This window comes from Brevibacterium oceani (assembly GCF_013623835.1).
Taxonomy (GTDB): domain Bacteria; phylum Actinomycetota; class Actinomycetes; order Actinomycetales; family Brevibacteriaceae; genus Brevibacterium; species Brevibacterium oceani.
The window spans coordinates 408,368-430,883 of record NZ_JABKDE010000002.1 but is presented as its reverse complement, the minus strand read 5'-3'; the positions used below and the strand labels follow the sequence as shown (position 1 = coordinate 430,883).

Sequence of the window (22,516 nt, the reverse complement as noted above, 5' to 3'; positions counted from 1 at the left end):
CTCCTTCAGGGACGGCGGTGCGGCTCGCCGTGGTGGTCGAAGTCGGGATGCGCGCCCATGCCGCGACGGCCCCAGCGGTAGGAGTCGAGGATCTGCTCCTCGGTGGCCTCCTGAACACGAGCCTCGGCCAGTGCGGCGCGGTACCCCTGGGCGTCTCCGGCGCGGGCGGCGACGGCGAGACGATCGAGCGCGCGGATGACGCCGAAGAGGCGCGGCCCGTCGGCGGATCGGTGGTCATTCTCGGGCACGCGGTGCCTCACTTCCTGATGGCGGGCTGAGCAGATGGTGTCGACGGTCACGAACCGTCTTCCTCGTCCTGGTCGTCGTACTTCTCGACGACGGATCCCGGCGGCACGTGGACGTCCACACGCAGCTCATATCGGTCGAGTGCGGTTCCGCTGGGCGTGCGGCAGGTGTCGGGTAGATAGGTGCTGTCGACAGGGGCGCGCTTCTCGTTCTCGGCCTTGACGTTCTCGGGCAGGGCGCACTCGAAGATCTCGATCCGGGCGTCGGAGCCGTCCGGCTCTGCGTCCTGGTAGATCGTCACGACGCGGCTCCCGGGGTACTTGCCGTCGTTCGGCCCGAGCGAGGGCGAGAAGCGCTGATAGGTCGTGCTTACGAGGTCTTCTCGGACCCCGCCGTCGTCGAGCTCGCGGGCGTACTTGTAGTCGATGACGCCCTCGGACTCGATCTCGCCGTGCCCGCCGAACATGCCGGAGCTCATGTATCCGGAGACATAGACGCCGGCGGAGCTGTCCATCGCGACGATGGGGCCTTCGCCGATCTTGTCCCATGCGACGTCCTCGGGCGACAGAGTGCTCCCGCAGCCCGTGAGCACGAGGGTCATACCAAGGACAGCAGCAGCGATTGTGCGAGCACGGTTCTTCATGGGTCTCCTCCTTCAGGATTCGGTTGGGGTGCGGTCACGCGGAGCGGTTCCAGTGGTCGGCGATCTCCATGACGACCTGGAGGACGGCCTCGTGCAGGTCATCGACGGACCCGTCGTTGGCGATCTCGTAGTCGGGGTCCGCGATGCCCTGCTCGCTGATGTGCTCTCGCTGCTCAGGCATGAGCCCCTCCAGCGCCGCCTGACGGGTGACGCGGATGACCGAGCCGTCGATGCCGCGCAGCCAGCGGGCCTCGTGCGGCATGCGGATGTCGGTGACGACGACGTCCTGGTCGGGGTCGAGCTCGGCGATCCGGGCATCGAGGCGCGAGGTCCACAGGGCCTCGCCGTGCAGCTGCCAGCCGGCGTCCGAGCCCATCTTCTGGAGCATCGAACGGACGAGGGGGTGCTGCTTGGCCTGGTCCCAGCCCGCCTTGTCGACGAGCTCGGCGAGCATGATGTAGCTGATGGAACCGTCGGGCTCTCGGAACGGCACCGGCGGGTCGACGAGGCAGAGCGCCTGCTTCAGCTCGTCGCCGATCGCGAGGCGGACGAACCCGTGGTCGGCGACGAGGCCGGCGGCAGCGGTGTCCTTGCCTGAGCCGGCGACGCCGGTCATGCCGAGGATGATGCGTGAGGTCATGAGGTTGTTCCTTCACGGGATGGCGATGGGGTCGTCCCAGCCGGGGACGACGGTGACGGGGATCGACTCCGACTCCCACAGCGCGATCACGCCGGGGTTGTCGTCGATGGCGGCGACGACGTCGAAGCCCTCCGCTCGGATGCTCGCGAGGATGTCCCGCTTGACGTCCCTGTCGGGGCGCTGGTCGCGGGTCGCCCGCATGAGGAGCGCGTCGAACGGGACCTCCCACTTGCGCAGCCAGGTGCGAGTGATGGACTCGTACGTCCGCTGACGGGCGGTCACGACGATGATCGCTCGGCCGCGCCTGCGGTGGTCCTCGACCCACTCGATGGTCTCCGAGATCGGCGGGCACAGCGCAGAGGCGCGGTGGAACTTGTCGAAGTTCCGGCGGTCGGGGTCGACGACGTAGTGGCGGATGCCGGAGACGTCGCACAGTGTGCCGTCGACGTCGACGACGACTGCCTCGATCAGAGAATCGGTCATCTCAAATCCTTCTTCGTCGTGCGGAATGAATCAGTCGTCGTGGGCCTCGATCTCGGCACAGACGATCCGGGCCTCGAGCTGGTGGCCGGGCTCGGGGAAGTCCTCCGAGGCTGCTGTGTGCAGGTACTCGACCTCTCCAGGCGCGGCGTACTCGATGTCGACGAGCAGTTGGTGCTCTTTCACGCCGAGCGATTCGACGGCGTGGAGCGCCCGGTAGGCCGGGTAGTCGAGCGTCGATTCGCCGACGTACTTCACGCGCAGCTCGGGCAGCTCGGCGCGCCAGGCGTCGTGGTCGGCGTTCATGCGACGCAGGAACTCGCCCCGCGCCGACTTCTTGACGAGCAACCCGGAGCCGCCGACGGACGACCACTCGGACTGCAGCTCGGCCCAGGACACGCCTTGGTCCTCGACCTGGGAGCGGGAGAAGGCGAACATCGCCTCGCCGCGGGCCTTGAACTCATCGAGTAGTTGATCGAACCAGGTGGTCATGCTGAGGACTCCTTGCAGTGGTCGTGAAGGTCAGGACTGAGGGCCGACGTCGAGGGACCTTGGCGCGTTCGTGCACACGACCTGGCCGGCCTCGACGAGAGCCGCGACGAAGTGACGGCGGAAGACGGGGTCGTCGGGCAGACCGAGAGCGTCGACGAGTTCAGCCCAGGTGGGACCGGAGCCCGTGTCCTCCCGTGCGCGGCAGATGATCGCGCGGGCGGCTTCGGCGTGACGGTCGGCGGCCGCCTCGATGAGGACCTTCTGCCTGCGGCTGAGCGCGGGAGCCGCGCTCTTCTCCGCAGTGCGGCGCTTCATCTGCGCGACGCGGGCCGCCACGGCCTTCCGAGGATTCTTCGGCGGGGTCTTGCCGGGGGTGTTGGCGACGAGCCCGACTGCGGCGCGCCAGCGGATCAGGCCGGGGATGCCTGCGGCCCGGACGACGGGCCCGTACATGCGCCGGACTGCGTCGTCGACCGTGACCTGGTGCCCGATGGCCCCGAGGAATGCGACGATGCGCTGATCGATGTCGTGTTCGTGGGTCATGAGGAGTTCTCCTTGAGGAACTGGTCGATTGCGGCCATGCGCTGACCAACGGTCTGCTCGAAGCCGTTGACGGTCGGCTCGTAGAATCGGGTGCCGGCCAGGCGCGGAGGCATGTATTCCTGAGACACCACGTGGCCCGGGTAGGAGTGGGGATAGAGGTATCCATCGCCATGCCCGTACGTCTTCGCACCCGGGTAGTGGGAATCGCGCAGGTGCATCGGCACGGAGTCGGTCGCGCCTCTGCGAACGGCCTCGAGGGCGGCGTTGATCGCGTCGTGGGACTGGTTCGACTTCGGCGCAGTCGCCACGGCGATCGCGGCCTGGGCGAGGTTGAGCCGAGCCTCGGGCATACCGATCAGCTGGACGGCCTGGGCCGCGGCGACTGCGATCGGCAGCACATTGGGGTCGGCCATGCCGACGTCCTCGGAGGCGTGCACGACGATGCGCCGCGCGATGTACCTGGGGTCCTCCCCCGCTTCGATCATCCGGGCCAGCCAGTAGATCGTTGCGTCGGGGTCTGAACCGCGCATCGACTTGATGAAGGCGGAGATGATGTCGTAGTGCTGGTCGCCGTCGCGGTCGAAGCGCTGCAGCGCGGCACCGGTGACGAGCCCGACGATCTCGGCGGTGATCTCGTTCTCGTCGCGGGCGATCACGGTCTCGGCACATATCTCCAAGCGGTTGAGCGCCTGGCGGGCGTCGCCGGAGGCGAGCTCGGCGATCGTGGCCAGGACGTCGTCCTCGGCCTCGACGGATCCGTCGAGGCCCCTGGGGTCTTCGATCGCCCGGGCGAGGAGCCCGGCGATGTCGTCGACGTCGAGGGGCCGCAGGACCATGAGGACCGAGCGGGACACGAGCGCGGAGTTGACCGAGAAGCTCGGGTTCTCCGTCGTCGCGCCGATGAGCGAGAGCGTGCCGGACTCGACCACCGGCAGCAGGATGTCCTGCTGGGCCTTGGTGAAGCGGTGGATCTCGTCGAGGAACAGCACAGTGCCCGTGCCGTCGGCCTCGCGACGCTTCTCGGCCGCGGCGATCTCGGCTCGGACCTCCTTGACGCCCGCGCTGGTGGCCGAGAGCTCGACGAAGTGCTGGCTGGTGGTGCGGGCGATGACGTCGGCGATGCTCGTCTTGCCGGTGCCGGGCGGTGCCCACAGGAGCACCGACGTGCGGGTCTTGCCGTCGACGAGCAGCTGAAGGGGCGAGCCGGGGAAGATCAGGTGGTCCTGGCCGACGACCTCGTCGAGCGAGGCGGGCCGCATCCGGGCGGCGAGGGGCTGGTCTGCGGACATGGTGATGAGCCCCTTTCCGAGGCGATGCGATTCTGTTCGTCGGCGGCACAGTGGACTCATGAACCTGATGAAGAAGCACATGCAGCTCATGATCGAAGGTCTTCAGGACCGCGTGGACGGCCTGCCGGACCAGCCGTGGCTCAGCCGGGAGCAGGAGATCGAGGCCCTGTCGGAGCTCACCGACCTGATCCGAGACCTGCGCAGCATTCGCGATCGCGAGCTCGACCGCGCAGACGAGGAATTGAACCTGTCGGACGACGAGGCAGCGTCGGCTGCGGGTGTCCAGCGTCGAACAGTCGTTCGTCGCCGCGAGCGGGGCCGGACAGCCTCAGGGCGTGGATTGGTCCACTGATTCCGCTTCAGTGCATCGGGACGCACCGGCCACGAACGGAGGAGCCCCGAAGAACGCGATGTCCTCCGGGGCTCCTTCTCTCATGTCGGAATCCGGCCACGGGGTCCAGGCAGCTCGGCTGCGCGAGATCCCGCGTCCTGCGATGCACCCGGGGCGGCCACGCCGCCCTCGCCCGCTGGCTTCACGTGCCGGGTGAGAACTGGTCGCCGCGGACGACGTCGCCCTCGATGTAGGTGAGCTCCTCGCCGGTGTCGCGGTGTCGCATCGTGTAGTAGTACGAAGCCCTCGACTCGGTCGTGCGCCAGCCGGCGGCGTGCAGCGCCTGCCGGAGCTGGCGGTCGCCGCCCGATCCGGCGAAGAACGCCGAGTCCAGGTCGAAGGCTCGTGGGAAGTTCCGGTGCACGTCGAGGACGATCTGCTCGTACTCGAGGTCGAGGAGGAGGGTTCGGACCTCGTCGAAGGTCGTCGGGCGCTCGTGCTCGATCCGGTCGAGCTGGTGGTCGATCTGGCCCCAGAAGCCTTCCGGGATCTCCGGCGTGGAATGGGATCGGGTGTCTGATTCGGTCATGGTCCGTTCCTTCTCGTCGTGGTCAGCGGTAGGAGGGGTCGAGTCGCGAAGCGGTGAGCCGGTACTCCAGGCGGGGCCCGTCGTCGGTCCTGACGACGGAGACATCGTCGGTGCGGACCCACTGGACCCTGCCCATGCGGTCGACGCGGCGGGCGAGGTCTCGGACCGCGCGCCGCTCGCGCTCGATCACGTCGGGCGGGACGGTCTCGCCGGGGCTGGCCGCGCGGGTGTCCTGGACGACGACGTGGAACGACCCGTTGCAGTCCCACCGGGACTCGGTGACGCGGAATCGTCCGTCGCGGGTGACGGGCAGATCCTTCTCGGGGCTCTTCGACGGCAAGACGCTCATGCTCGGTCCTCCTGGCTCGTGCCGATCTCGACCTTGATGCGCTCGAGGTCCTCGATGTCCTTCTTGGTCCCGTGAGCGCGGACGACGGCCTCGATCTCGACGAGGTCGGCGCGCAGGCTGTCGCGGGCACGGGAGTGGCGGCAGATGCGGTCGTACAGCTCGCAGAGCTCGACGACGCTCTGCTTGTCGTGGTCGGTCGACTCGAGCGCGTCGAGGTCGAAGACCGGCAGCGCGGGGTCGTTGGTCACGAGGCCCCCGCGGACGACGACGAAGCCGTCGCCTTCGGCACTGTCGATGTCAACGGCCGTGGACGTCTCCTCGGCGTCGTCGCGACGCAGCGCCTCCTGCGCGGCCTGCAGGGCCTTCGAAAGCGCCAGCGAGTCTTCGACTCTGGCGTGATCGGGCTGGTCGTCGCTGCACCGCCGGTAGAGGTGGACGCCGCGTCCAGCGCCCGAAGACAGATCGGCGACGACGGTGCCGTCGGGCGTGGTCCAGCGCTTGATGCGCAGCTGGCCCCGGCCGACGGCGTAGTCGGGTCGGGGATCGGCCGTCTCGGGCGCGATCCCGTGGTCGTCTGCGGCCTCTTGCCGGAGCCCGCTGCGGGCAGCGGCGACGGCGTCGTCGATGCGGGCCATCTCGTCGCGGTACCCCTGGGCGTCCTCGTCGCTGGCTTCCGCAGCGGATGGGATGACGTAGTCGTCGAGCTCGGTCGACCACTTGTCGGCGGCCCCGATGAGGACCTCGAGGGTCGTCGCGGCGATCTTCACGCCGGGGTCGTGCTCTGAGGTCATGATCTGCTCCAGGTTCGGTCCGTCTCGTCCCAGCGCGGCGCTGTGCCTATCTCGAGTTCGACGTCGAGGCGCGGGTGGTAGTGGTAGTCCTCGCTGATGGTCTGGCCCGCGGTGAGGACCAGGAGCCCTGGTGCGTCGAGGGCCGGGTCGTAGACCGAGTCGATGTGCATCTCGGCGATGTCGCAGTCGGAGACGTCGGCACCGTCGAGGACGATCTCGTAGTCGTCGGGCAGATCGGTGATCGCCGCCCGCATCTCGCCGATGGTCATCGACCAGTTGTGGATGCCGTCCGGCATGGTTCCTCCTCGTGGTCTGCGCATGCGCCCACCGTGACTGGGGATCAATGGCCTGCGGGTACTAAGAACGGCCGCCGCGATGATCGCGACGGCCGCTGTCAGGCGGTGTGGTTTTGGCGGCTCAGCCCTGGACGTCTTCGTCGATGAGGGCGGAACGGATCTCGTGCGCCACGTTGGTGGGGACGACGGAGAACGAGCCTGCCGATTGCGCAACGATCTCGTCGAGTGTGATGCGCTGGTGCCCGGCCTGAAGCCTCAGTTCGTTGCTGCGGTTCCGGTAGACGACGATGACCTTCTTGGCGTCGACGACACCGCCAATGCGGTGGGCCTGGTGCGCGAGTGACGCGACGGAATCGGGAATCTCCGCCCGCTTGTTCGGGTCGTCGAACGGGCACGGAGACAGCTTCTCGAAGAGCTGCGATTCAGAATCGGCCTCGTCCCAGGCGGCGTCGAGCAACCGGCCCATTTCATCATCTTGGCCATGCTTACGCGGCGTCATGCTCAGGTCTCTCCCCAGATGTTGTTGTTATCGACATACGTACTGCAGATCTTAATTGCTGGAAGACCCGTTTCTCCGCTGATCGCGGATCGCCTGCTGCTCACGCTGCCGGCGGGTGCCCTTCCTGGGCTTCGGGGTGTGCCGCTGCGCGGCTGATGATTTGCGCAGCTCGACCATGGCTCGGGCCAGGTCGGGGTTCGGGACGCCGCGGAAGCCCGGTTGGGAGTCGCGCAGCTTCTTCTGTCGCTTGCCCATGGCGAGCCTCCTCTCGGTGCTGGGTTCGAATACGAAGGGTGTAGCCCGGTGCTCGGTCACCGAGGAGCAGCACCGGGCTACGCTGTCATCCGCTCCCCCGCCGCGGCTGCGCCGCGGGACCCCGTTCCGTCAGGGTCGGGTCATCCCTCGTCGCCGGGCTTCATCTGCTCGAAGACCTCACGGCACGTCGGGCAGACGGGGAACCGGCTCGGGTCGCGCTGGGGACGCCACTTTTTGCCGCATAGGGCCACGATGGCGACACCCTCGACCGCAGCGCGGACGATGTCGTCCTTGCTCGCGTAGTGGCTGAAGCGCTCCTTGTCGGAGCCGTCGTCGAGCTGCTCCTCGAAGCCGGTGAGTTCGCGGAAGGCGTCGTCGACGCTGGTGTCGGCGTCGGGCCGGTCGATGACCGGTGCGTCGGAGGTCATGGTTTCCTCTCCTCTTGGATGCGCCGCCAGGCGCTGCAGACGATGCCGGGTACCTGGCGGATGCGGCGGGTGCGCACGGCGGCGTCGGTGGTGTTGCGGTGGGGTCGCGACTCGTCGGGGTCGGGCCAGAGGACCTCGAATCCCTCGAAGCCGAGGTCGAAGACCGCCAGCGGTGCCAGTCCGTCCCTGCGCGACGGTCCGATAGAAATCGAGTCGGCCGAGACGAGTTCGACGGGTACGCCGAGCGGCAGGACGTCGAGGATCTTCTCGACGAGGCGGCGCATGGCCCTGTCTTCGCGGGAGATCATGCGGTCTGCCCCAGCGGACGGCGGTAGAGCGCATAGAAGCGCAGGCCGTGGTCGATCTGCAGCCAGTAGTGCAGGCCGCCGTGATCGACCTCGTGCAGCTGGTGCGGCAGGGCCTCGAGCTCGGCGAGGGCGTCGCGGCCGTTGACCTCGGAAGCGCCGTCGGTCTCGTCCCCGTAGTCCCACCGGGCGAGGTGGGCGACGACAGTCTTGGTCGAGCCGCCCCGCTCGTTCGCCGCGTCGACGGCGGACTCGTAGTCCTCGTCGGTGACGTGCACAACGCAGACGAGGTCGTCATCTTCGTCGCTTTTCGGAGTCGGGGCGGCGTAGTCCGTGCTCTGCTCCAGGTGGTCGCTCGAGACGCGGACACGGCTCACCTTCGGGCCTTCGTAGCCACCCCACGCCTCGGGACCGTAATCGCTGACGAATGAGCCTTCCGGATTGGTGAGGTATTCGGCGACGAGCTGGGCCATCTCGGCTTCGCGCTCGGGAGTGACGGGGTCGTCGATGTCGATATTAACAGTGAGATTGATCATGATGGGTTCATATCCTTCTTCAGATCGTCGGCTGTGATCCCAGTGCCGTGCGCATCGATGACGTGCAGGTTCACAGTCGGCTCTTCGGCTTCGCAGTCCGGGATCGCGGCACTGACCATGACGGCGACTCCGGCATGGCTCGGGTGATCGTTTGGGACTCGCGCGTAGAGGATGGGTGAATCGTCGTCGATCGGCCCGCAGAGGTCGTTCGCGGGGATTTCTCGTGACATACGAAAGAGTCCGCGTGGTTTCACCTCGGGCCGGAGATCGACGAGATCGTAGTCGGAGGCTATTTCGTCGGTGAGTGCCGTGACGCTGACGTCTTTGGTAGGAAAGCCCGCGGTAGGGCTCAAGATGATCGCTCCAACCCCGAACACGGTCATCGCCATCGCGGCACATCGCCAACCGATGCCGGTGGTCCATCCATGGATCTGCAGGCATCCAGCGGCCATGATGGCTCCGATGACGAGGGCGATGATCCAGAAGTACGGGGCTATTCCGTCCGTGCTGATGATCTGGCTGGAGGCGAGGGCGGGGTTCGTCGCGATGGCGGCTCCTTGTCAGTGACGAGTGTGGTGGGTTCATGCCTGGTCGTGATGGAGTACGAGCGGGTCGAGGACGAGGACGTTGCCACGACGTAGTTGGTCCTGTTCGTGCAGGTCGCGGAAGTGGTAGCACCGACCGGCCCCATGGTGGAGCCGGTCGGTGCGTAGTCGCGGTTACAGGATGATCGGCGACTTCTTCTCGCCCTCGGTGGGCACCGACCCTGTCTGAGGTGACGGGGACGATGCCGGAGCCTCGAGCATGAGCCGCTGCTCCTGCTCGATCATCACCATGGCGCGTTCGGGCACCTTGACGACCCGGAGGTCGGCGATGAGCTTCTGCGCGCGGGAGTAGGCGACGTCGCGCTCACTGGGCGACCCGCCTGCGTCCTGTGCCATGCGCAGGAGCTTGATGATCTGCTCGATCGTCTTGCGCTCCTCCTTGGGCAGGAGCTTCTGCCCTGTGCGCTTGGCGAAGGAGAACGCCGTCTGCCAGGTCTCCTCGGCGGTGAGCACCATCTTCGGGTACGGCAGCGAACTGATGTCCGTGGTCTCGTCGAGGCCCGGCGGCATCGAGTCGCTCGCATGATCTGCGGCACTTATCGCTCGATGGAGGTCACGCGTCTGTGGGACCGTCGCATCCGAGAGGCAGGGGTAGGAGAAGATCATGTCCCAGTCGGTCTCGGCCGACAGGACCTTCTCTTTGACCGCCTTGTGCCGGTCGATCCAGCTCTGCCAGATCTCGCGAATTCGCTCTTGTCGAGCCTCCTCGAGGCGCTTGCGCTCGGCCTCGGCACGCGAGGCCTTTCGCAGTCGTTTGACGAGCATCACTGTGAGCAGAACACCGACGACGAGGATCGCCACGGCGGCGACGATTCCGAGCGTGATCCACAACCAGGTGAGGTCCGCGGGCTCGGCAGACGGTGGAGCCGGCTGCTGCGTAGGCTCCGGTGCAGGGGTCGGGCTTTCCGACGTCGATGACGACGGGGTCGGAGAGGGCTCGTTTCCTTCCCCTTCTTTCGATGAGGGCGCGAAGAGACCAGGCATACTTGTGCCGCCGACGGTCATCGCGCCGCCGATAATGATCATGAGCACGATCGATCCCCAGCTGCCCTGGTCGTAGCCCGGTGGTGCCGTCAGCTTCTTCATCAGCAGCACGGTGGCCCATACGATGCCGATCACGCCCATGAACATCATGAGGTAGCTCATCCAGCTGCCGATCGAGCCGCTGGCGCTGCCGACGAAGGTCTCGAGGTCCCAAGCATCATCCGGCGAGGATTCTGTGAGAGTTCTGAACATCAACCCTCCACCTCCTTCGGAGCGTCACGCCCCATGAGGGCGTCGAGCCGCTCGGTGGCCTCGGCGTGGGCGATGTCGGACTCGAGAGCGTCGAAGCGGGACTCCATCGAGGAGCCGGCGACCTCGAGCTTGCCCTGGGCGCGGGCCTCGGTGCGCATGACCTTGTCCTCCAGCTGCGCCATGGCACTGGTGGGGTCACCGGCGTTGATCTGCCCGACGGCGTCGGCGACGGTCTCCTGGGTCTCGGCCAGGCGGACGCGGGCCAGGAGCTCGGCGCGGTTGTTCTTCAGCTCGTCGAGGCGGTCGTCCATGGCGACGAGGCCGTCCTTGAGGCCCTCGATCATGTCGTTCTGGGCGACGAGGCTCTCCACGCGTGACTCGACGCGCTGCTGCGCAGCCATCTGCTTCTTCAGCGCGGTCATGGCGAGTTTCTCGGCCTTCGCGGATCCCGCCTCGTCGCCGTGCTTCTGGGCCTGCTTCGCGCGCTTCGCGGCGAGCTCGGCCTTGGCCGACCACTCCTCGACGGCCTTCTCGTCCTTGTCCTGCTGGGCCTCGATAAGGCGGACGCCGGAGATGGTCTCCTGGACGGCGTTGCGGGCGTCGGCGATGCCGGCGGTGTAGTTGCGCACCAGTTGGTCGAGCATCTTCTCAGGGTCCTCGGCCTCGTCGAGCATCGCGTGGATGTTCGCCTTGAGCAGGGTCTTCACCCTGCCGAGGATGGTGTGCGGGGAGTCGTTGCTGGCGGTGGGACGGCGGTGCTTGCGGGTGAAGGGCCACATGGGGTTCTCCTGGGTCGTGATGATCGATAGGGCGCGGACGCAGTCGTGCCCGCGGTGATTTCCGGGCAGGACGCGACAGGCGGCGCGAACCACGCCGCGCCGCCTGCTGCTTCACTCCTCCCGGATCAGCTCTGCTGATCGACCTCCGCGACGATCCCCTTCGTGCACAGGCGGGTGAGGGCCATGAGCATGTCCATGCGGTGGCCTCCCCAGTGCACGTCGCGGTGCGCGCCGTCGAAGGCGACGACGATCACCGGAGCCTGCGAGTAACCGAGCTTTTCGGTGATGAACCGGTGGTTGACATCACCGGGCTCGATGTCGACCTTGGTGTAGGGCACCGGCGGACTCTGGCGGTCGAACAGGTTGGTCGCCTGCGTGCAGTTCGGGCAGAACTCGGGCCCGTAGATCGTGATCTCGGGCATCTCGTGGGCGGTCTTGGGGACGTCGGCCATGGTGGTCGGGCTCATGCTGTGCCTTCTTTCTCGTTCTCGTCGGTGCTTCGTGTGCGGCAGGGCTCGCCGGTCAGCAGCTGCTCCACCTCACAGCCGGAGAGGGTCGTGCCGCCGGGGCGGCCCCGCAGGGCCTCGGCGAGGCGGTCGACGTCCTCGGCGTGCTCGGAGAGGATCCGCCGCGCCGAGGCCGTGGCCTCGTCTAGCACCTGCGCCGAGGTCCGGGCCTCGCCGTCGGCGAGGCTCACCGACAGCGCCTGGCGCAGGGCGAAGGCGTGGTCGTCGTGGTGGTCCTGAAGGGACCCTGGAATCGTGGCCGTCGCGGAGGACTCGCTGATGGGTCCGGCCAGGGCGACGACGACGTGGTCGATGGAGGCAGGGGCGTCCTCGCGGTGCTGCCAGGCGGTGTGCCCGGCGTTCGCGTCCGTCGGGACCGTCGTCACCCGCATGAGCCGATGGCCGAGAGCTCGGACGACGACGGCGTGGGCGGCCTCATGCCGGGCCGTGGTCCTCAGCCTCTCCAGCACCAGCTGCGTGGCCGAGCCCAGGCCGCCCGGCCCGATGGCGACGGCCGCGTCGAGGGCTGTGGCGGTCAGGCCCTTCTCCCGAGGCGGGAACACGAGCCGGACGACGGCGATGGTGAGGCGGCCGAGGGCGATCGCGATCAGGACCACGACGACGGCCGTCGTCAGATCGGACCAGGTGGGGGTCGTGTCCGGGACGGCAGCGATGAGCGGCTGCGCGACCCAGAGGATGAACGCGAGCACGCCGATCCAGAAGAAGAGGCGGACGATGCGGGCGAAGGTGGCCATGTCGGATCACTCCTTCAGCGGGACGAGCCCCGCGACGTAGTCGGCGCATCCGCGGGCCCAGGCGTCCGGGTCGGCGCTCTCGGAGCGACGGACGGCGCGCGTGGCGGCGTCGGCGTCGATGGGCAGCCGGTGCCGGATGACGAGGGCGAGGGTGACGTCGAGCACCGCGGAGCGCTCGTGGGAGACGACCTCCTCGCGCGTCGGCGCGTGGTCGGTCGCGCACTCCTCGGCCGTTCGCACGCGTCGGTGGTCGAGCAGGGTCTCGCGGATCTCGTCGACGAGGTCCTCGGCGGTGAGGGGTGGACGGGTATCAGTGGTCATGCGTGTCTTTCTGAGCGTCCCGCCGGCGGGGCGGGTCGTGGTGGTCAGGCGGCGGCCCGCTCGGCGCGCCGCTCGAGGTACTCGCGGAGGGTCGGTGCGTCGTCGCCGGGGAGGACGATCTCGTCGAGCGCGTCGTAGAGGTCGTCGTCGATCTGCTCGGCCTCGTGGTCGAGGACTACCTCGGCGAGGCGGACGAGCAGTGCCTTCATCCGCCGGGCGCGGTCCTCGCCGAAGGCCTCGATCCGCAGCGGGCGGATGTCGACGAGGCGCTTCTCGCACAGGGCCTTGAGGAACACGGCCTTCTTGCGCCAGGCGTGGTACTCGCTGAGGTCGGTCGGGCTCAGCGCGCGACGCTCGAGCCGTGCGGACTCGATCTCGTCCTTGCGGAAGGACAGCTGCTGGTCGATGCTGCCGGCGGTGGTCTTCAGCCATTTGTCGACGTCGGCGATGCCCTGGGGCGTGCTGGTGAGCAGCTCCCAGACGGCGTCGTCGCGCAGTGCACTGCGCACGATCTGGTCGAAGTCGTCGAGGGCTCGGGGCGTGGGGGTCATCGTGGGGTTCCTTCATGAAGGAGGGGCCGACACGCTCGGAGCGCTGCCGGTCCCTCGAAGTGATCGTTCTGGGCCACGTCGATGCCTCGTCGGGGTCATCGGCGTGATCGATGCCCGAGCGGGGCAGCGGCGTGTCTTGCCATTGCCCCGCTCGGGCATCCATGGGGCATCACACGGTGAAGTCGTGGATGCGTGGCTCGTCGTCCTCGTCGAAGTCGTCGTCTTCGAACCCCTCGTCGTCGTCGAGATCGACGAACTCGTCGGGCGCGACGGTGCCGACGCGGCCGAGGTAGGTCGCGGAGTCCTTCTCGACCCGCACGACCTCGTAGCGACAGGTCCGCATCTTCTGCCCACCGGAGTCCGAGGGGATGGAGACGACGTCGGCCGGGTCGACGAGCACGGTGGCGACGATCCCCCGGCTCCAGCTCTGGGCGTAGGCGTAGCTGCCGACGTGCAGGCCGAAGGAGCACGTGCGGCTGCGGTCGTCGTCAACCTGGGGACGGTCCATCGAGACCACAGCGCCCAGCGGGTTGGGCACCTGGCCGTCGACCCATGCGCCGTCGACGTAGGCCCCGCCGGAGCGCACGGACCTGCCGTCGTGGTCGAGTCCCTTGTAGCCGACGATGCGGCCGTCGGGCGCGATGGTGAGGCCCTCGGCACTGATCCAGTCGTACATCTCGCGGCGCGAGGCCATCGACGGGTTCTCGGCCTGACGCTCGAGGAACGCCGCGAGCGGGGCCCAGTCGCGGGTCCTCGCCACGAGGCTGGCCCGGATGTGCTCGACAACCGTGCCGTGGACCGGCTCGCCGTCGAAGAGCACGTCGGTGCCGTCGTAGGAGACCCGGTCGGTGAGCTCCTCGAGCCGCGAGGCGACAGCTCCGGTCGTGGACTGCGCGAGCAGATCGCGGACGGTGTCGGGATTGGGGCTCGGTCCCTGCAGCTCGGCGAGCACGTCGTCGAAGACGGGGTTGTCGTCGGTTATCGTGGTCAGCTCGTCGCCGAGGACGACGGTGAGGGAGCCGCGACCGTTCGTGCTGATGGAGGTGTACGGGATGGAGGTCATGCTGCTTCCTTCTTCTCGGTCCGCCGCGACGCCTCGACGTCGGCGTCGACGACGGCGCTGATGAGCGACGCGTCGATGGGTGCGGAGTGGGTGCTGCTGAGCGCTTCGATGAGCCGGAGGGTCATCGAGAAGTCCTGCCGGATCCTCGGCTCGGGGACGAGGTCGTGGCCGAGCGCGAGGGACGCATTGGCCTGCAGGACGGGATCGATGGGGGTGGCCAGTCGCCTCAGCAGCTTCGTCGCCCGGGCGGACAGGCCCCCCTTGTCGAGGAGCCTCCCGATCGAGCGCTGGTCGTGGCTGCGCAGACCGGCCGCCAGACTGGCGGCGGCCTCACGACGCTGCTTCGGCGTCATCCGGCGCAGGCACTCATCGACCTGGCCGGCGATCGCCTGCTCGAGGGTGAGCACGGGGCGGTCGAGGGCCTCCCTCACCCGTTCGATGGAGCGGTTGCCCCTGAGCAGCAGGGCGATCCGCGAGAAGCGGAGCCGTCCGATTCCGTGCTCGGAGTCCTCGATCTCGGCCTTGGAGGCGAGGACGAGGGGCGTCCCGTCATCGGAGATCTCGCGCAGCTGATCGACGTCGAGCGCCTCGGAGCAGTAGACGCTGCCCGAGTAGACGCTCGTGACGCGCTCGAGCTGCAGGGGCTTCGCCTGGGGCTTCTGCCGCTTCGGGGTCTGCGCGAGCAGCTCCTCGCCGGTGATCCAGCGGACCTCGTCGACGGGGAAGAACCGGTCGAAGCCCGGGGCGTCCGGAGAGATCACCGTGAGGGCGATCGGATGCTCCTGATCACGGCTCTTCGCCCAGCGCGAGACCGACCTCTGGATCCTCGGGGTGAACTCGTCCGGGGCCATGAACATCCCGTGGAGCCGCTGGGACGCCCGGTGGACGGAGAGCGTGTCGCCGGCGTCCCGCGTCGACTCCGCGGCGGTGTAGTAGGTGATCACCGTGGACCGGACGTGGTCCGGCAGGCCCAGCGTCTGGACCACCGTGAGGACGTTGGTGTAGTGCCCCTGGTCGCCGGGCATGAGGGCATGGAACACCGACGGCGCGTCGTCGAAGATCCGCTGCGCCTCGACCGAGGTGCTCACGCCGTCGAACAGGCGCGCGGCGCGGTCTTCGATGACTGCTCGCCAGTCCTTCTTGGCCTCCTTCAGCCATGCGCGGCCGGCGTCGGTGTCGTCGATCGTCTCGCGCGAGCGGGAGATCGTCAGCTGGGAGTCGAGCGGCACGTCGATGACGGCGGCGCGGACGCCGCACTCGTGGGCCATGACCGAGGGGACCTCGTAGCCGACGCCGTTGATCCGCACGAAGGCGGTGTCGCTCCCCTCCTCCGGGACGTGGTGCCAGGCCTCGGTGCTGCCGAGCTCCGAGACAGCGCCGTGGAAGGTCTGGGGAGCCTCGCCGTCGACGAGGACAGCTCCCTCGTCCCACCAGCGGAAGACGCGCTGGGCGGCGACGGCCCACTCGTCGAGGTCCTCGAGGCCGACGGGCACGGAGACGGTCGTGCCGGAGGGCCGGCCCGTCTCCTTGGCCGACAGGATCTTGTGGCCGGTGCCGCCGTCAGGCAGCTTGGCGAAGAGCATGAGGCGCGTGACGCCGTCCGTGGTCGAGAAGACGGTGAACTGGTCGGCGACGGCGAACGGGGTCTTGGACCCCACGCCGAAGCCGCCGATCTGCGTGGCCGAGTCGCGCTTGGTCGAGGCGACGTAGTTGCCGAAGACCTCGGTCAGCGTCCGCTCGTCCATGCCGACCCCGTGGTCGGCGATGCTGATCTGCGGGTGGTCGAGGTCCGGCAGCGTGATCTCGACCGGGCCGTCGTAGCCGGCGTCGCGCTGGGCGTCGACGCCATTGGCCGCGAGCTCGCGCAGCACCGCGTCGCGCGGGCGTGAGTAGATCGAGGCGAAGAACTCCATGGCCAGGCCCATGTCGGCGGTGCCGATACGGCTGGCGGTGAAGCCCGAGATCGTTCCTTCAGCGACGACGTCGCTCTTCTCGATGAGCATGGGAGCTCCTCCTGTAGGGGTAGAGACGATGCGGATGGGAACGGGCCGAGGGTGTCTCCCCCGGCCCGTTCCGACATCCGCCTTCTCCCCGGGTCGGCTCCGCCGACCACCGCTCCCTTCGATCAGGACGCGGACGCGGGATGCTCCTTGCGGCACTCGATGCGCCGGCGCTCGTCGCTCAGCGCATCGGCGACGGCCCCGGACTCGTGCTGCTCGAGGATCTCGGTGCTGAGATCTGCGTGGATGGGGCCCTCGTTCTCGTCGAGGAAGTAGAACCTCATCGCCTCGGCGGCGGCTCGTGCCCCGCGCTCGAATTCCGGATGAGGGGCGCTGGTCGCGGTCTGTGCGATCGAGCTGTCGTCTGTCATGGTGGTCTTCTCCTTCTCTGTGTTTCTCAGGCGGTCAGCCACAGTGCGAGGTGGGCGAGGCCCTTCATGAGCGCGACGCAGGTGATCAGCACGGCCGGCGGTCCGACGGCGCACATCAGGCTCTTCACCAGTTGTCGTCGCATCTCCGGACGGCTGCTGCGTCGCTCTCCCCGCTTCATGACGGCGTCGACGCCACTGATTGAGCCGACGAGCATGCCGACGGGCATCGCCAACGCCGCGAGGACGACGATCAGGCCCAGTAAGGCGATGAGGAAGACGGTGATGAGCGTGATGAGGGTGGTCAATGCGGCTCCTCTTCGTCGAGCTGCCCGCCTTCGCTGAGATACGCGACGGGCGTGCCGGTCTTCTCTGCATAGGCGATCTCGCGCCTCGTCGACTCGCCGATGTAGCCGTCGGAGTCGACGACGAACACCTGGTCAGCGAGGTCGATCTTGCGCAGGTGCAGCTCGTCGAGCGCCGCCTTCTGCTCCTCGGTGATCTCGTCGCCGTCGTGGGCGAAGACGCCCGGGGCGAGCACCATGCAGCCGGCGAGCGTGAGCTCGCGGTTCGTCTCGGCCATTTCCGCCCGGAAGCGTGTCGAGCCGCAGATCGTCACGATCGGCGGGTGGGCGTCGGCCCAGCCGAGGCGGCGCATCGCCAGCAGGCGCTCGACCCCGCGCAGGCGGAAGACGAACTTCTCAGTGCTGCTGCGTAGATCGTCGAGGCCGGGGAACGCGTCGCTCAGCTGATCGAACGACTGCAGGATCGGCTTGTTCCGGCGAAGATCTCGTCTCTCGTCGAGCTCGGTCCTTCCGGTTCGATTGGGGTCGAGGCTGATCGGCAGCTCGCGGTCGAAGAACTCATCGAGCAGCGCGATGTCCGGGTCGGACTCGACGATGGCGCGGAACGGATCGAATGTGCCTTCGGGGAGTGTCTCCGCCGTCTCGGTGACGGACGCCGCCGTGGGAGCGGCGTAGGCGGTCGCGTCGAAGTCGAGGATTGGATCGAGGTGACCGGTGGCCAGGTAATGGTCGGCGGCCTCGCGCCCCGGGGTCGCCGCCGGCTCGAGCCAGTAGGTGCCGTAGCGCTCCCCCGTCTCGCGCAGGACGACGTCGTGGAGGTTGTCGTCGGTGTTGTCGACCGTGTAGACGGCGACGGGCCCGTCTGCGGGCGTCCGAAGGGGCCTCGTGGTGCCGGGGCGCTTCCGCATGGCCTCGCGGGCCTCGTCGGTGAACCGGACGCGCGCGCCGTCGGGGAATCGCTGGTATTCGGTCCTGTTCATGCGTCAGTCCTCCTCGGGACGGGTGGCCGTGGGGTTGGTGACGAGCACCGTCTCGGTCGCCACGAGGGTGGCGAGCACGGCGAGTTGGTCGTAGAAGCGAGCGGTCTCCTTGCAGATCTCGACGATCTGCTCGCGGGTGCACATGATCCGGACGGGGATCACGCGCTCGGTGAACTCCTCGCCGGTGTCCGGCTCGACCCAGGAGCCGCGGACCGGCTGGACGAGGGTCATGCCGCCGGCGATAGCCTTGACGTGGGCGTCCCACTGGCGGTGGTGGCGGACCGTGAACGGTCTGCCCGAGTTGGAGACGGTCGGCACCAGGACTTCCCACATGGAGGTGTTCTCGGTGTCCTCGACGGTCATCTCGGCCAGCACGCTCTTCGGTTTCATCGTGTGCGGCAGCGGGCGCGGGAACGTCATGACGGACCTCCCGCCTCGGAGGCGGCGGAGGCGATGATCCGCGACGCGGTGCTATGCAGCGCCTCTTCGTCGAAGGGGTGGGTGATGACGGGCTCGTCGCCCTCTCTGGGTAGACGCAGCTGATCGACGCCGACATCGGGCATCTGCGCGAGTGCCTCGAGCCAAGCACGATGGTCGTCGCTGATCGCTCGGCGCAGGGCGTCGCGGGCGTCGATGGCGAGTCTGATCGCGTCCTGGCCGTTCTCGGGCCCGGCGTCGTTCACCGCGGCGTCGAGGAGCAGCCGGGACAGGCGCTGGGCCGGGGTGCGCACCTCGATCCGGTCGATGGCCGCCTGCTCGTCTCCGAAGACCCCGCCCATGACGGTCGGCGAGGTGGTGTGGCTGAGCATCGGTGCGACCCGGATGCGGATCTCCGCGTCCTCGGTGCCCTCGGCGTCGAAGAGCGCGCGGTCCCAGGACCTCCGGCGCTCGTCCCACTCGTCGTCGGGGACGTCCTCGGGCTGGTCGGTCTGGTTCTGGTAGTGCCAATCGGCCCAGCCGTGCTCGACCGCGAAGGCCTCGAAGGCCTCGCGAATCGACGAATGGGGAGCGTCTACGAGCGCGAGGACGCGATGGTCCTCGGGGTCGCGCACCAGGCGCACGCCGAATCGGTGACGGTCGTGGAACGTCGAGCTCGGCGACTCGTCCCGCTCGTGCTGGGCGAGGATCTGGATCGCGCTGATCCAGGGCCACTCGGGACTGTAGAGCGGCGTGAGATCGGAGGTCGGGCGCTTGCGGCTCCGCGGCATCCGGGTGATGTCGCGATGAGCGCTGAATCGATCGGCGTTGTGGATCGCGGCGTCGTAGATCTCCTGCGCGTCGGCGCGGAGCCTGGCGGGCAGGATCGCGGCGCTCAACTGCGCGGGCAGCGCGAGGACATCGACGTCGGCGGGTAGCCGGAAGGCGTCGTGGACTTTGGTGGACATGGGTGTTCCTCTCCTCGTCGTCACGCGATGGGCGCGGTTGGAATGCGGTGCGGCGGGGGTGCAGCGGGTGCAGTACCCCGTCAGCACCCCCGGGTCGGCATCGCCGACCTATGACCGGCTCAGACGCGCTCGGCCACCCAGAAGTCGTTGAGGTCCTCGCGGATCTCCTCCTCCAGGGCGGCGAGCTTCGCGGCCTCGAACGCGGCGTCGCCGGAGACGGCCTCGATGAGGTCGTCCTGGACCTGCGCCTTGCCGGCGAGCAGGTTCGGCATGCGCTCGTCCTGCGTACCCTTGGTGATCAGCCGATGGATGGTCACCGGCTTCGTCTGGCCGGTGCGGAAGAGCCGACCGTTGGTCTGCAGGTAGTGCTCGAGCGAGAACGGCAGGGTGTACCAGATCATCGTCGCGCCGCCGTGCTGCAGGTTGAGGCCGTGGCCGGCTGACGCCGGGTGCAGCAGCATCACCGGGATCTGACCGGCGTTCCATCGTCGGACCATGTCGCGAGAGCCGTCGAAGGCCTGCGCGCCGATGCCCGCCGTGGCGAAGCGCTCGAGCAGCTGCTCGAGGTCGGATCGGAAGTGGTACGGGATGAGCACTGGTTCGCCGCCGTTGTTGCGCACGATGTACTCGGCCATCTCCAGCTTCTCGGTGTGGATGACCTCGTACTGGCCCTTGGTCGGGGGGTCGTCGGGATCTCCGGTGTAGAGCGTGCCGGAGGCGAACTGCATGAGCTTGCTCGTGAGCACCGCCTGGTTCTCGGCGACGATCGAGGCGATGGACTGCTTCAGAGCGCCGTGCTCGTCGACGTAGGGCTTGACCACGTCGATGACGAGCTCGTTGCGGAACTCCTTGTAGGACTGCAGCAGGTCCGCCGGGAGGGTGACGTTGACGTCCTCGATGGTCAGCGGGGGCAGCTTCAGGTCGGTGTTCTGCGCGCTCATCACCAGGTGTCGGATCGCGTCGTAGATCTCCTTCTCGGCACCGGCCGTGGGGATCCAGTCGACGGGGATCGTCTGTCCGGGGATCATCTTCGGCGTGAACCACTTGTCGCGGAACTCGGTGATCGTCCGCCCGAGTGCTTCACCCTGGTCGAGCAGGTAGATCTGGCTCCACAGGTCGTGCAGGCCGTTAGGGGTCGGCGTGCCTGTGAGCTCGATGAGCCGGGTGATCGCCGGGCGGACCACCTTCAGGGCCTTGAAGCGCTCCGAGGAGTGGGACTTGAAGCCCTGCGACTCGTCGATGATGACCGTCGAGAACGGCCAGATGATCGTGTCGTGCTTGCGCCCGTCGGGACCGGCGATCCGCTGGATCGGCATCTGGTCAATGAGCCCTGAGCGGCAGGCGGGGCACCCGACGCCGCCGCAGGAGCGGCAGGCCCGGACCTCGCGGGCCGCGAGGCCGGCGTCGATCAGCTGCCTGATCGAGGCGGCGACCTTGGCCTTGGCAACGGGCCTGGCGTCGCCGGAGCGGGCGAGGTCGTGCTGGCGGAAGCCGTCGACGAGCTCGTCCTTGGTCATCTCGCCGTGGGTGATCAGGTAGTCGAGCACGAGCCGAGCGCGCTTCGGCAGGTCCGCCGGAGCCGGGACGCCCGGCAGCGGCACGATGAGGTTCGTGGAGTGGGGCGGCTGCGTGAGCAGCTCCTGGTTGATGAAGTACATCGTCGGTGGGTCGGTGAAGACCTCCTGGAACCGGGCGAGGCGCTTGTCCTTGCTCAGCTTGCGGTCCCGCTCGTCGACGATGAGCGACTTCGTGGTGATCGGGAAGCCCCACTTGTCGATCTCGTCGAGCCAGGTGGACCGAGCGATCGGCACGGGGGCGATCACGAGGATGTGGCCCATCGGCCGCACGGTCTGCAGGACGGAGAGCGAGGTCAGAGTCTTGCCGGAGCCGATCCCGAGCCAGGCCCCCGCGAACGGGCGACCGACGAGGAAGTCGTGCACTTGCTGCTGGTGGGGCTTCAGGGTGATCGGGGCCGGTGCCGCGAGGGTGTCGGACATGGTGGGCCTCCTGGTGATGGTGGTGAAATCTGTGCAGGTGCGCCGCAGTCCTTCACGACGCGGCAGCGCCGCTGTGTCCGGCGGCATCGACGAGATGCGCGATCAGGGCGTCGACGCTCTCCTGGTCGTCGACGACGTGGACCTGCCCTCCGTGCCGACGCAGCTTCGCGTGCATGGTCAGCTGGAGCTTGCGCAACGAGCCGCCAGGACGCTTCACCTCGACGAAGACGGTCCCGGCAGGGGACACGACGATCCTGTCGGGCACTCCCCCGCGGGCCGGGGACACGAACTTCATGCAGAGGAAGCCGTGCGCCCGGCACTGCAGGAGCAGGTAGCGCTCGACCGCGCGCTCGAGGGAGCGTGACTGCGGTGCCATGAGAGATCACGCCTCGTCGTCGCCGCCGGCGTCTCCGTTCCCCTGCGGGTCGGAGCGGACGATGTCGTCCTCGCCGAGGGCGGCCGAGACCGGGTCGTCGTCGGGGGCGGCTGCAGGCTGCGGGGCCGGGGCGTCCGGGTCCACCGCGATCCAGCGCTTGGCGCGGTTGCCGAAGGTAGACACGCCCTCTTCGGTGTCCTTGGCGATCAGTCCGGCCCGGCGCAGCTCGCTCAGGCGCGTGCGGATGCCGGAGTCCGAAGCCCGGGGAGTCTCCGGCTCGATGACGACGAGCCGGTGGTACTTGCCGATGAGCTCGTCATGGGTGAGCGGGCCGTCCTCCTGCATGATGCGCAGGACGACGTCGCGGACGATCGGAGCGTGGTGCGAGGCGGTCTGCGCGGCGGCGACGGAGGTGTCCGGGTCGCTGCCCCTCGAAGGAAGGTTGTCGGTGGCCATGGTGGTCTCCTGTCTTGTTATCGAGAGATCGTTTCGACTCGTCTCTCAGTTCAATTATGCCGTTACTCGACTCATTTGTGGAGTCGCTGTCACTGCTGTATCGGAAAGGCCAACGGGGTGC

Annotated in this window: 35 protein-coding genes; 2 read left to right on the top strand and 33 right to left on the bottom strand. The window is 68.1% G+C overall.

The window, feature by feature from the left end; translation table 11 throughout:
- Positions 1-5 precede the first annotated feature (5 nt).
- The 7 genes from HK401_RS05390 to HK401_RS05360 are packed head-to-tail and all read right to left on the bottom strand — an operon-like array spanning position 6 to position 4,333.
- Positions 6-248 (bottom strand): hypothetical protein, encoded by a 243-nt coding sequence (locus HK401_RS05390; protein ID WP_181273628.1) that lies wholly within the window; start codon positions 246-248, stop codon positions 6-8.
- Between the two features lie 47 nt (positions 249-295).
- Positions 296-889, bottom strand: a complete 594-nt coding sequence (locus HK401_RS05385; RefSeq protein ID WP_181273627.1) for a hypothetical protein — start codon at positions 887-889, stop codon at positions 296-298.
- 34 nt (positions 890-923) lie between these two features.
- On the bottom strand, positions 924-1,529 hold the full coding sequence (locus HK401_RS05380) for a deoxynucleotide monophosphate kinase family protein (protein ID WP_181273626.1): 606 nt from the start codon (positions 1,527-1,529) through the stop codon (positions 924-926).
- A gap of 12 nt (positions 1,530-1,541) precedes the next feature.
- Positions 1,542-2,012, bottom strand: a complete 471-nt coding sequence (locus HK401_RS05375; RefSeq protein ID WP_181273625.1) for a phosphatase domain-containing protein — start codon at positions 2,010-2,012, stop codon at positions 1,542-1,544.
- A 30-nt stretch (positions 2,013-2,042) separates the two neighbouring features.
- Positions 2,043-2,501: a hypothetical protein gene (locus HK401_RS05370; protein WP_181273624.1), complete on the bottom strand. Its 459-nt coding sequence runs from the start codon at positions 2,499-2,501 to the stop codon at positions 2,043-2,045.
- A 30-nt stretch (positions 2,502-2,531) separates the two neighbouring features.
- A complete protein-coding gene (locus HK401_RS05365; RefSeq protein WP_181273623.1) occupies positions 2,532-3,044 on the bottom strand; it encodes a hypothetical protein in 513 nt (170 codons plus the stop codon).
- Positions 3,041-4,333 (bottom strand): replication-associated recombination protein A, encoded by a 1,293-nt coding sequence (locus tag HK401_RS05360; protein ID WP_181273622.1) that lies wholly within the window; start codon positions 4,331-4,333, stop codon positions 3,041-3,043. The genes HK401_RS05365 and HK401_RS05360 overlap by 4 nt, the downstream gene beginning before the upstream one ends.
- Positions 4,334-4,391: 58 nt before the next feature.
- Here HK401_RS05360 and HK401_RS05355 point away from each other — a divergent pair, with 58 nt between their 5' ends.
- Positions 4,392-4,685 carry a hypothetical protein gene (locus tag HK401_RS05355; RefSeq protein ID WP_181273621.1) on the top strand — a complete coding sequence of 98 codons (294 nt, stop codon included), beginning with the start codon at positions 4,392-4,394 and terminating at the stop codon, positions 4,683-4,685.
- Positions 4,686-4,866: 181 nt separating this feature from the next.
- On the opposite strand, the gene HK401_RS05350 is transcribed toward HK401_RS05355, so the two are convergent.
- The 10 genes from HK401_RS05350 to HK401_RS05305 form a co-directional block, all read right to left on the bottom strand.
- Complete coding sequence (locus HK401_RS05350; protein WP_181273620.1) at positions 4,867-5,253, bottom strand: hypothetical protein; 387 nt, start codon at positions 5,251-5,253, stop codon at positions 4,867-4,869.
- Between the two features lie 22 nt (positions 5,254-5,275).
- A complete protein-coding gene (locus HK401_RS05345) occupies positions 5,276-5,602 on the bottom strand; it encodes a hypothetical protein (protein ID WP_181273619.1) in 327 nt (108 codons plus the stop codon).
- Complete coding sequence (locus HK401_RS05340; protein WP_181273618.1) at positions 5,599-6,393, bottom strand: hypothetical protein; 795 nt, start codon at positions 6,391-6,393, stop codon at positions 5,599-5,601. Before HK401_RS05340 ends, HK401_RS05345 begins: the two co-directional genes overlap by 4 nt.
- Positions 6,390-6,689 carry a hypothetical protein gene (locus HK401_RS05335; protein ID WP_181273617.1) on the bottom strand — a complete coding sequence of 100 codons (300 nt, stop codon included), beginning with the start codon at positions 6,687-6,689 and terminating at the stop codon, positions 6,390-6,392. Before HK401_RS05335 ends, HK401_RS05340 begins: the two co-directional genes overlap by 4 nt.
- Before the next feature lie 121 nt (positions 6,690-6,810).
- Complete coding sequence (locus HK401_RS05330) at positions 6,811-7,155, bottom strand: hypothetical protein (protein ID WP_181273616.1); 345 nt, start codon at positions 7,153-7,155, stop codon at positions 6,811-6,813.
- Positions 7,156-7,239: 84 nt separating this feature from the next.
- Positions 7,240-7,443 carry a hypothetical protein gene (locus tag HK401_RS05325; RefSeq protein ID WP_181273615.1) on the bottom strand — a complete coding sequence of 68 codons (204 nt, stop codon included), beginning with the start codon at positions 7,441-7,443 and terminating at the stop codon, positions 7,240-7,242.
- A 140-nt stretch (positions 7,444-7,583) separates the two neighbouring features.
- Entirely contained in the window at positions 7,584-7,871 is a 288-nt protein-coding gene (locus HK401_RS05320) for a DUF3039 domain-containing protein (RefSeq protein ID WP_181273614.1), read from the bottom strand.
- A complete protein-coding gene (locus tag HK401_RS05315) occupies positions 7,868-8,179 on the bottom strand; it encodes a hypothetical protein (RefSeq protein WP_181273613.1) in 312 nt (103 codons plus the stop codon). The genes HK401_RS05320 and HK401_RS05315 overlap by 4 nt, the downstream gene beginning before the upstream one ends.
- A complete protein-coding gene (locus tag HK401_RS05310; protein WP_181273612.1) occupies positions 8,176-8,712 on the bottom strand; it encodes a hypothetical protein in 537 nt (178 codons plus the stop codon). Before HK401_RS05310 ends, HK401_RS05315 begins: the two co-directional genes overlap by 4 nt.
- On the bottom strand, positions 8,709-9,101 hold the full coding sequence (locus tag HK401_RS05305) for a hypothetical protein (protein WP_181273611.1): 393 nt from the start codon (positions 9,099-9,101) through the stop codon (positions 8,709-8,711). The genes HK401_RS05310 and HK401_RS05305 overlap by 4 nt, the downstream gene beginning before the upstream one ends.
- Positions 9,102-9,137: 36 nt before the next feature.
- On the opposite strand from HK401_RS05305, the gene HK401_RS05300 reads away from it, so the two are divergent.
- Entirely contained in the window at positions 9,138-9,353 is a 216-nt protein-coding gene (locus HK401_RS05300) for a hypothetical protein (protein WP_181273610.1), read from the top strand.
- A gap of 78 nt (positions 9,354-9,431) precedes the next feature.
- Here HK401_RS05300 and HK401_RS05295 read toward each other — a convergent pair whose 3' ends face one another.
- The 16 genes from HK401_RS05295 to HK401_RS05220 form a co-directional block, all read right to left on the bottom strand.
- Entirely contained in the window at positions 9,432-10,553 is a 1,122-nt protein-coding gene (locus HK401_RS05295; protein ID WP_181273609.1) for a DUF2786 domain-containing protein, read from the bottom strand.
- Positions 10,553-11,332 (bottom strand): PspA/IM30 family protein, encoded by a 780-nt coding sequence (locus HK401_RS05290; RefSeq protein ID WP_181273608.1) that lies wholly within the window; start codon positions 11,330-11,332, stop codon positions 10,553-10,555. The genes HK401_RS05295 and HK401_RS05290 overlap by 1 nt, the downstream gene beginning before the upstream one ends.
- Before the next feature lie 125 nt (positions 11,333-11,457).
- Entirely contained in the window at positions 11,458-11,799 is a 342-nt protein-coding gene (locus tag HK401_RS05285) for a glutaredoxin family protein (protein ID WP_181273607.1), read from the bottom strand.
- A complete protein-coding gene (locus HK401_RS05280) occupies positions 11,796-12,593 on the bottom strand; it encodes a hypothetical protein (protein WP_181273606.1) in 798 nt (265 codons plus the stop codon). The genes HK401_RS05285 and HK401_RS05280 overlap by 4 nt, the downstream gene beginning before the upstream one ends.
- 6 nt (positions 12,594-12,599) lie before the next feature.
- A complete protein-coding gene (locus tag HK401_RS05275) occupies positions 12,600-12,914 on the bottom strand; it encodes a hypothetical protein (RefSeq protein ID WP_181273605.1) in 315 nt (104 codons plus the stop codon).
- A 44-nt stretch (positions 12,915-12,958) separates the two neighbouring features.
- Positions 12,959-13,465 (bottom strand): hypothetical protein, encoded by a 507-nt coding sequence (locus tag HK401_RS05270; protein ID WP_181273604.1) that lies wholly within the window; start codon positions 13,463-13,465, stop codon positions 12,959-12,961.
- A gap of 169 nt (positions 13,466-13,634) precedes the next feature.
- Positions 13,635-14,528, bottom strand: a complete 894-nt coding sequence (locus tag HK401_RS05265; protein WP_181273603.1) for a hypothetical protein — start codon at positions 14,526-14,528, stop codon at positions 13,635-13,637.
- Complete coding sequence (locus tag HK401_RS05260; RefSeq protein ID WP_181273602.1) at positions 14,525-16,531, bottom strand: ATP-binding protein; 2,007 nt, start codon at positions 16,529-16,531, stop codon at positions 14,525-14,527. The genes HK401_RS05265 and HK401_RS05260 overlap by 4 nt, the downstream gene beginning before the upstream one ends.
- A gap of 122 nt (positions 16,532-16,653) precedes the next feature.
- Positions 16,654-16,899, bottom strand: coding sequence for a hypothetical protein (locus HK401_RS05255; RefSeq protein WP_181273601.1), 246 nt, complete (start codon positions 16,897-16,899; stop codon positions 16,654-16,656).
- Between the two features lie 26 nt (positions 16,900-16,925).
- Positions 16,926-17,204 (bottom strand): hypothetical protein, encoded by a 279-nt coding sequence (locus HK401_RS05250; protein ID WP_181273600.1) that lies wholly within the window; start codon positions 17,202-17,204, stop codon positions 16,926-16,928.
- Positions 17,201-18,181, bottom strand: coding sequence for a hypothetical protein (locus HK401_RS20995; RefSeq protein WP_309135912.1), 981 nt, complete (start codon positions 18,179-18,181; stop codon positions 17,201-17,203). The genes HK401_RS05250 and HK401_RS20995 overlap by 4 nt, the downstream gene beginning before the upstream one ends.
- Before the next feature lie 3 nt (positions 18,182-18,184).
- Positions 18,185-18,601 carry a hypothetical protein gene (locus tag HK401_RS05240; RefSeq protein WP_181273599.1) on the bottom strand — a complete coding sequence of 139 codons (417 nt, stop codon included), beginning with the start codon at positions 18,599-18,601 and terminating at the stop codon, positions 18,185-18,187.
- Positions 18,598-19,566 (bottom strand): hypothetical protein, encoded by a 969-nt coding sequence (locus HK401_RS05235; RefSeq protein WP_181273598.1) that lies wholly within the window; start codon positions 19,564-19,566, stop codon positions 18,598-18,600. The genes HK401_RS05240 and HK401_RS05235 overlap by 4 nt, the downstream gene beginning before the upstream one ends.
- A 119-nt stretch (positions 19,567-19,685) precedes the next feature.
- Positions 19,686-21,563: an SNF2-related protein gene (locus HK401_RS05230; RefSeq protein ID WP_181273597.1), complete on the bottom strand. Its 1,878-nt coding sequence runs from the start codon at positions 21,561-21,563 to the stop codon at positions 19,686-19,688.
- A 52-nt stretch (positions 21,564-21,615) separates the two neighbouring features.
- Complete coding sequence (locus HK401_RS05225; protein WP_181273596.1) at positions 21,616-21,939, bottom strand: VRR-NUC domain-containing protein; 324 nt, start codon at positions 21,937-21,939, stop codon at positions 21,616-21,618.
- 6 nt (positions 21,940-21,945) lie between these two features.
- Complete coding sequence (locus HK401_RS05220; RefSeq protein WP_181273595.1) at positions 21,946-22,395, bottom strand: hypothetical protein; 450 nt, start codon at positions 22,393-22,395, stop codon at positions 21,946-21,948.
- Positions 22,396-22,516: the final 121 nt, after the last annotated feature.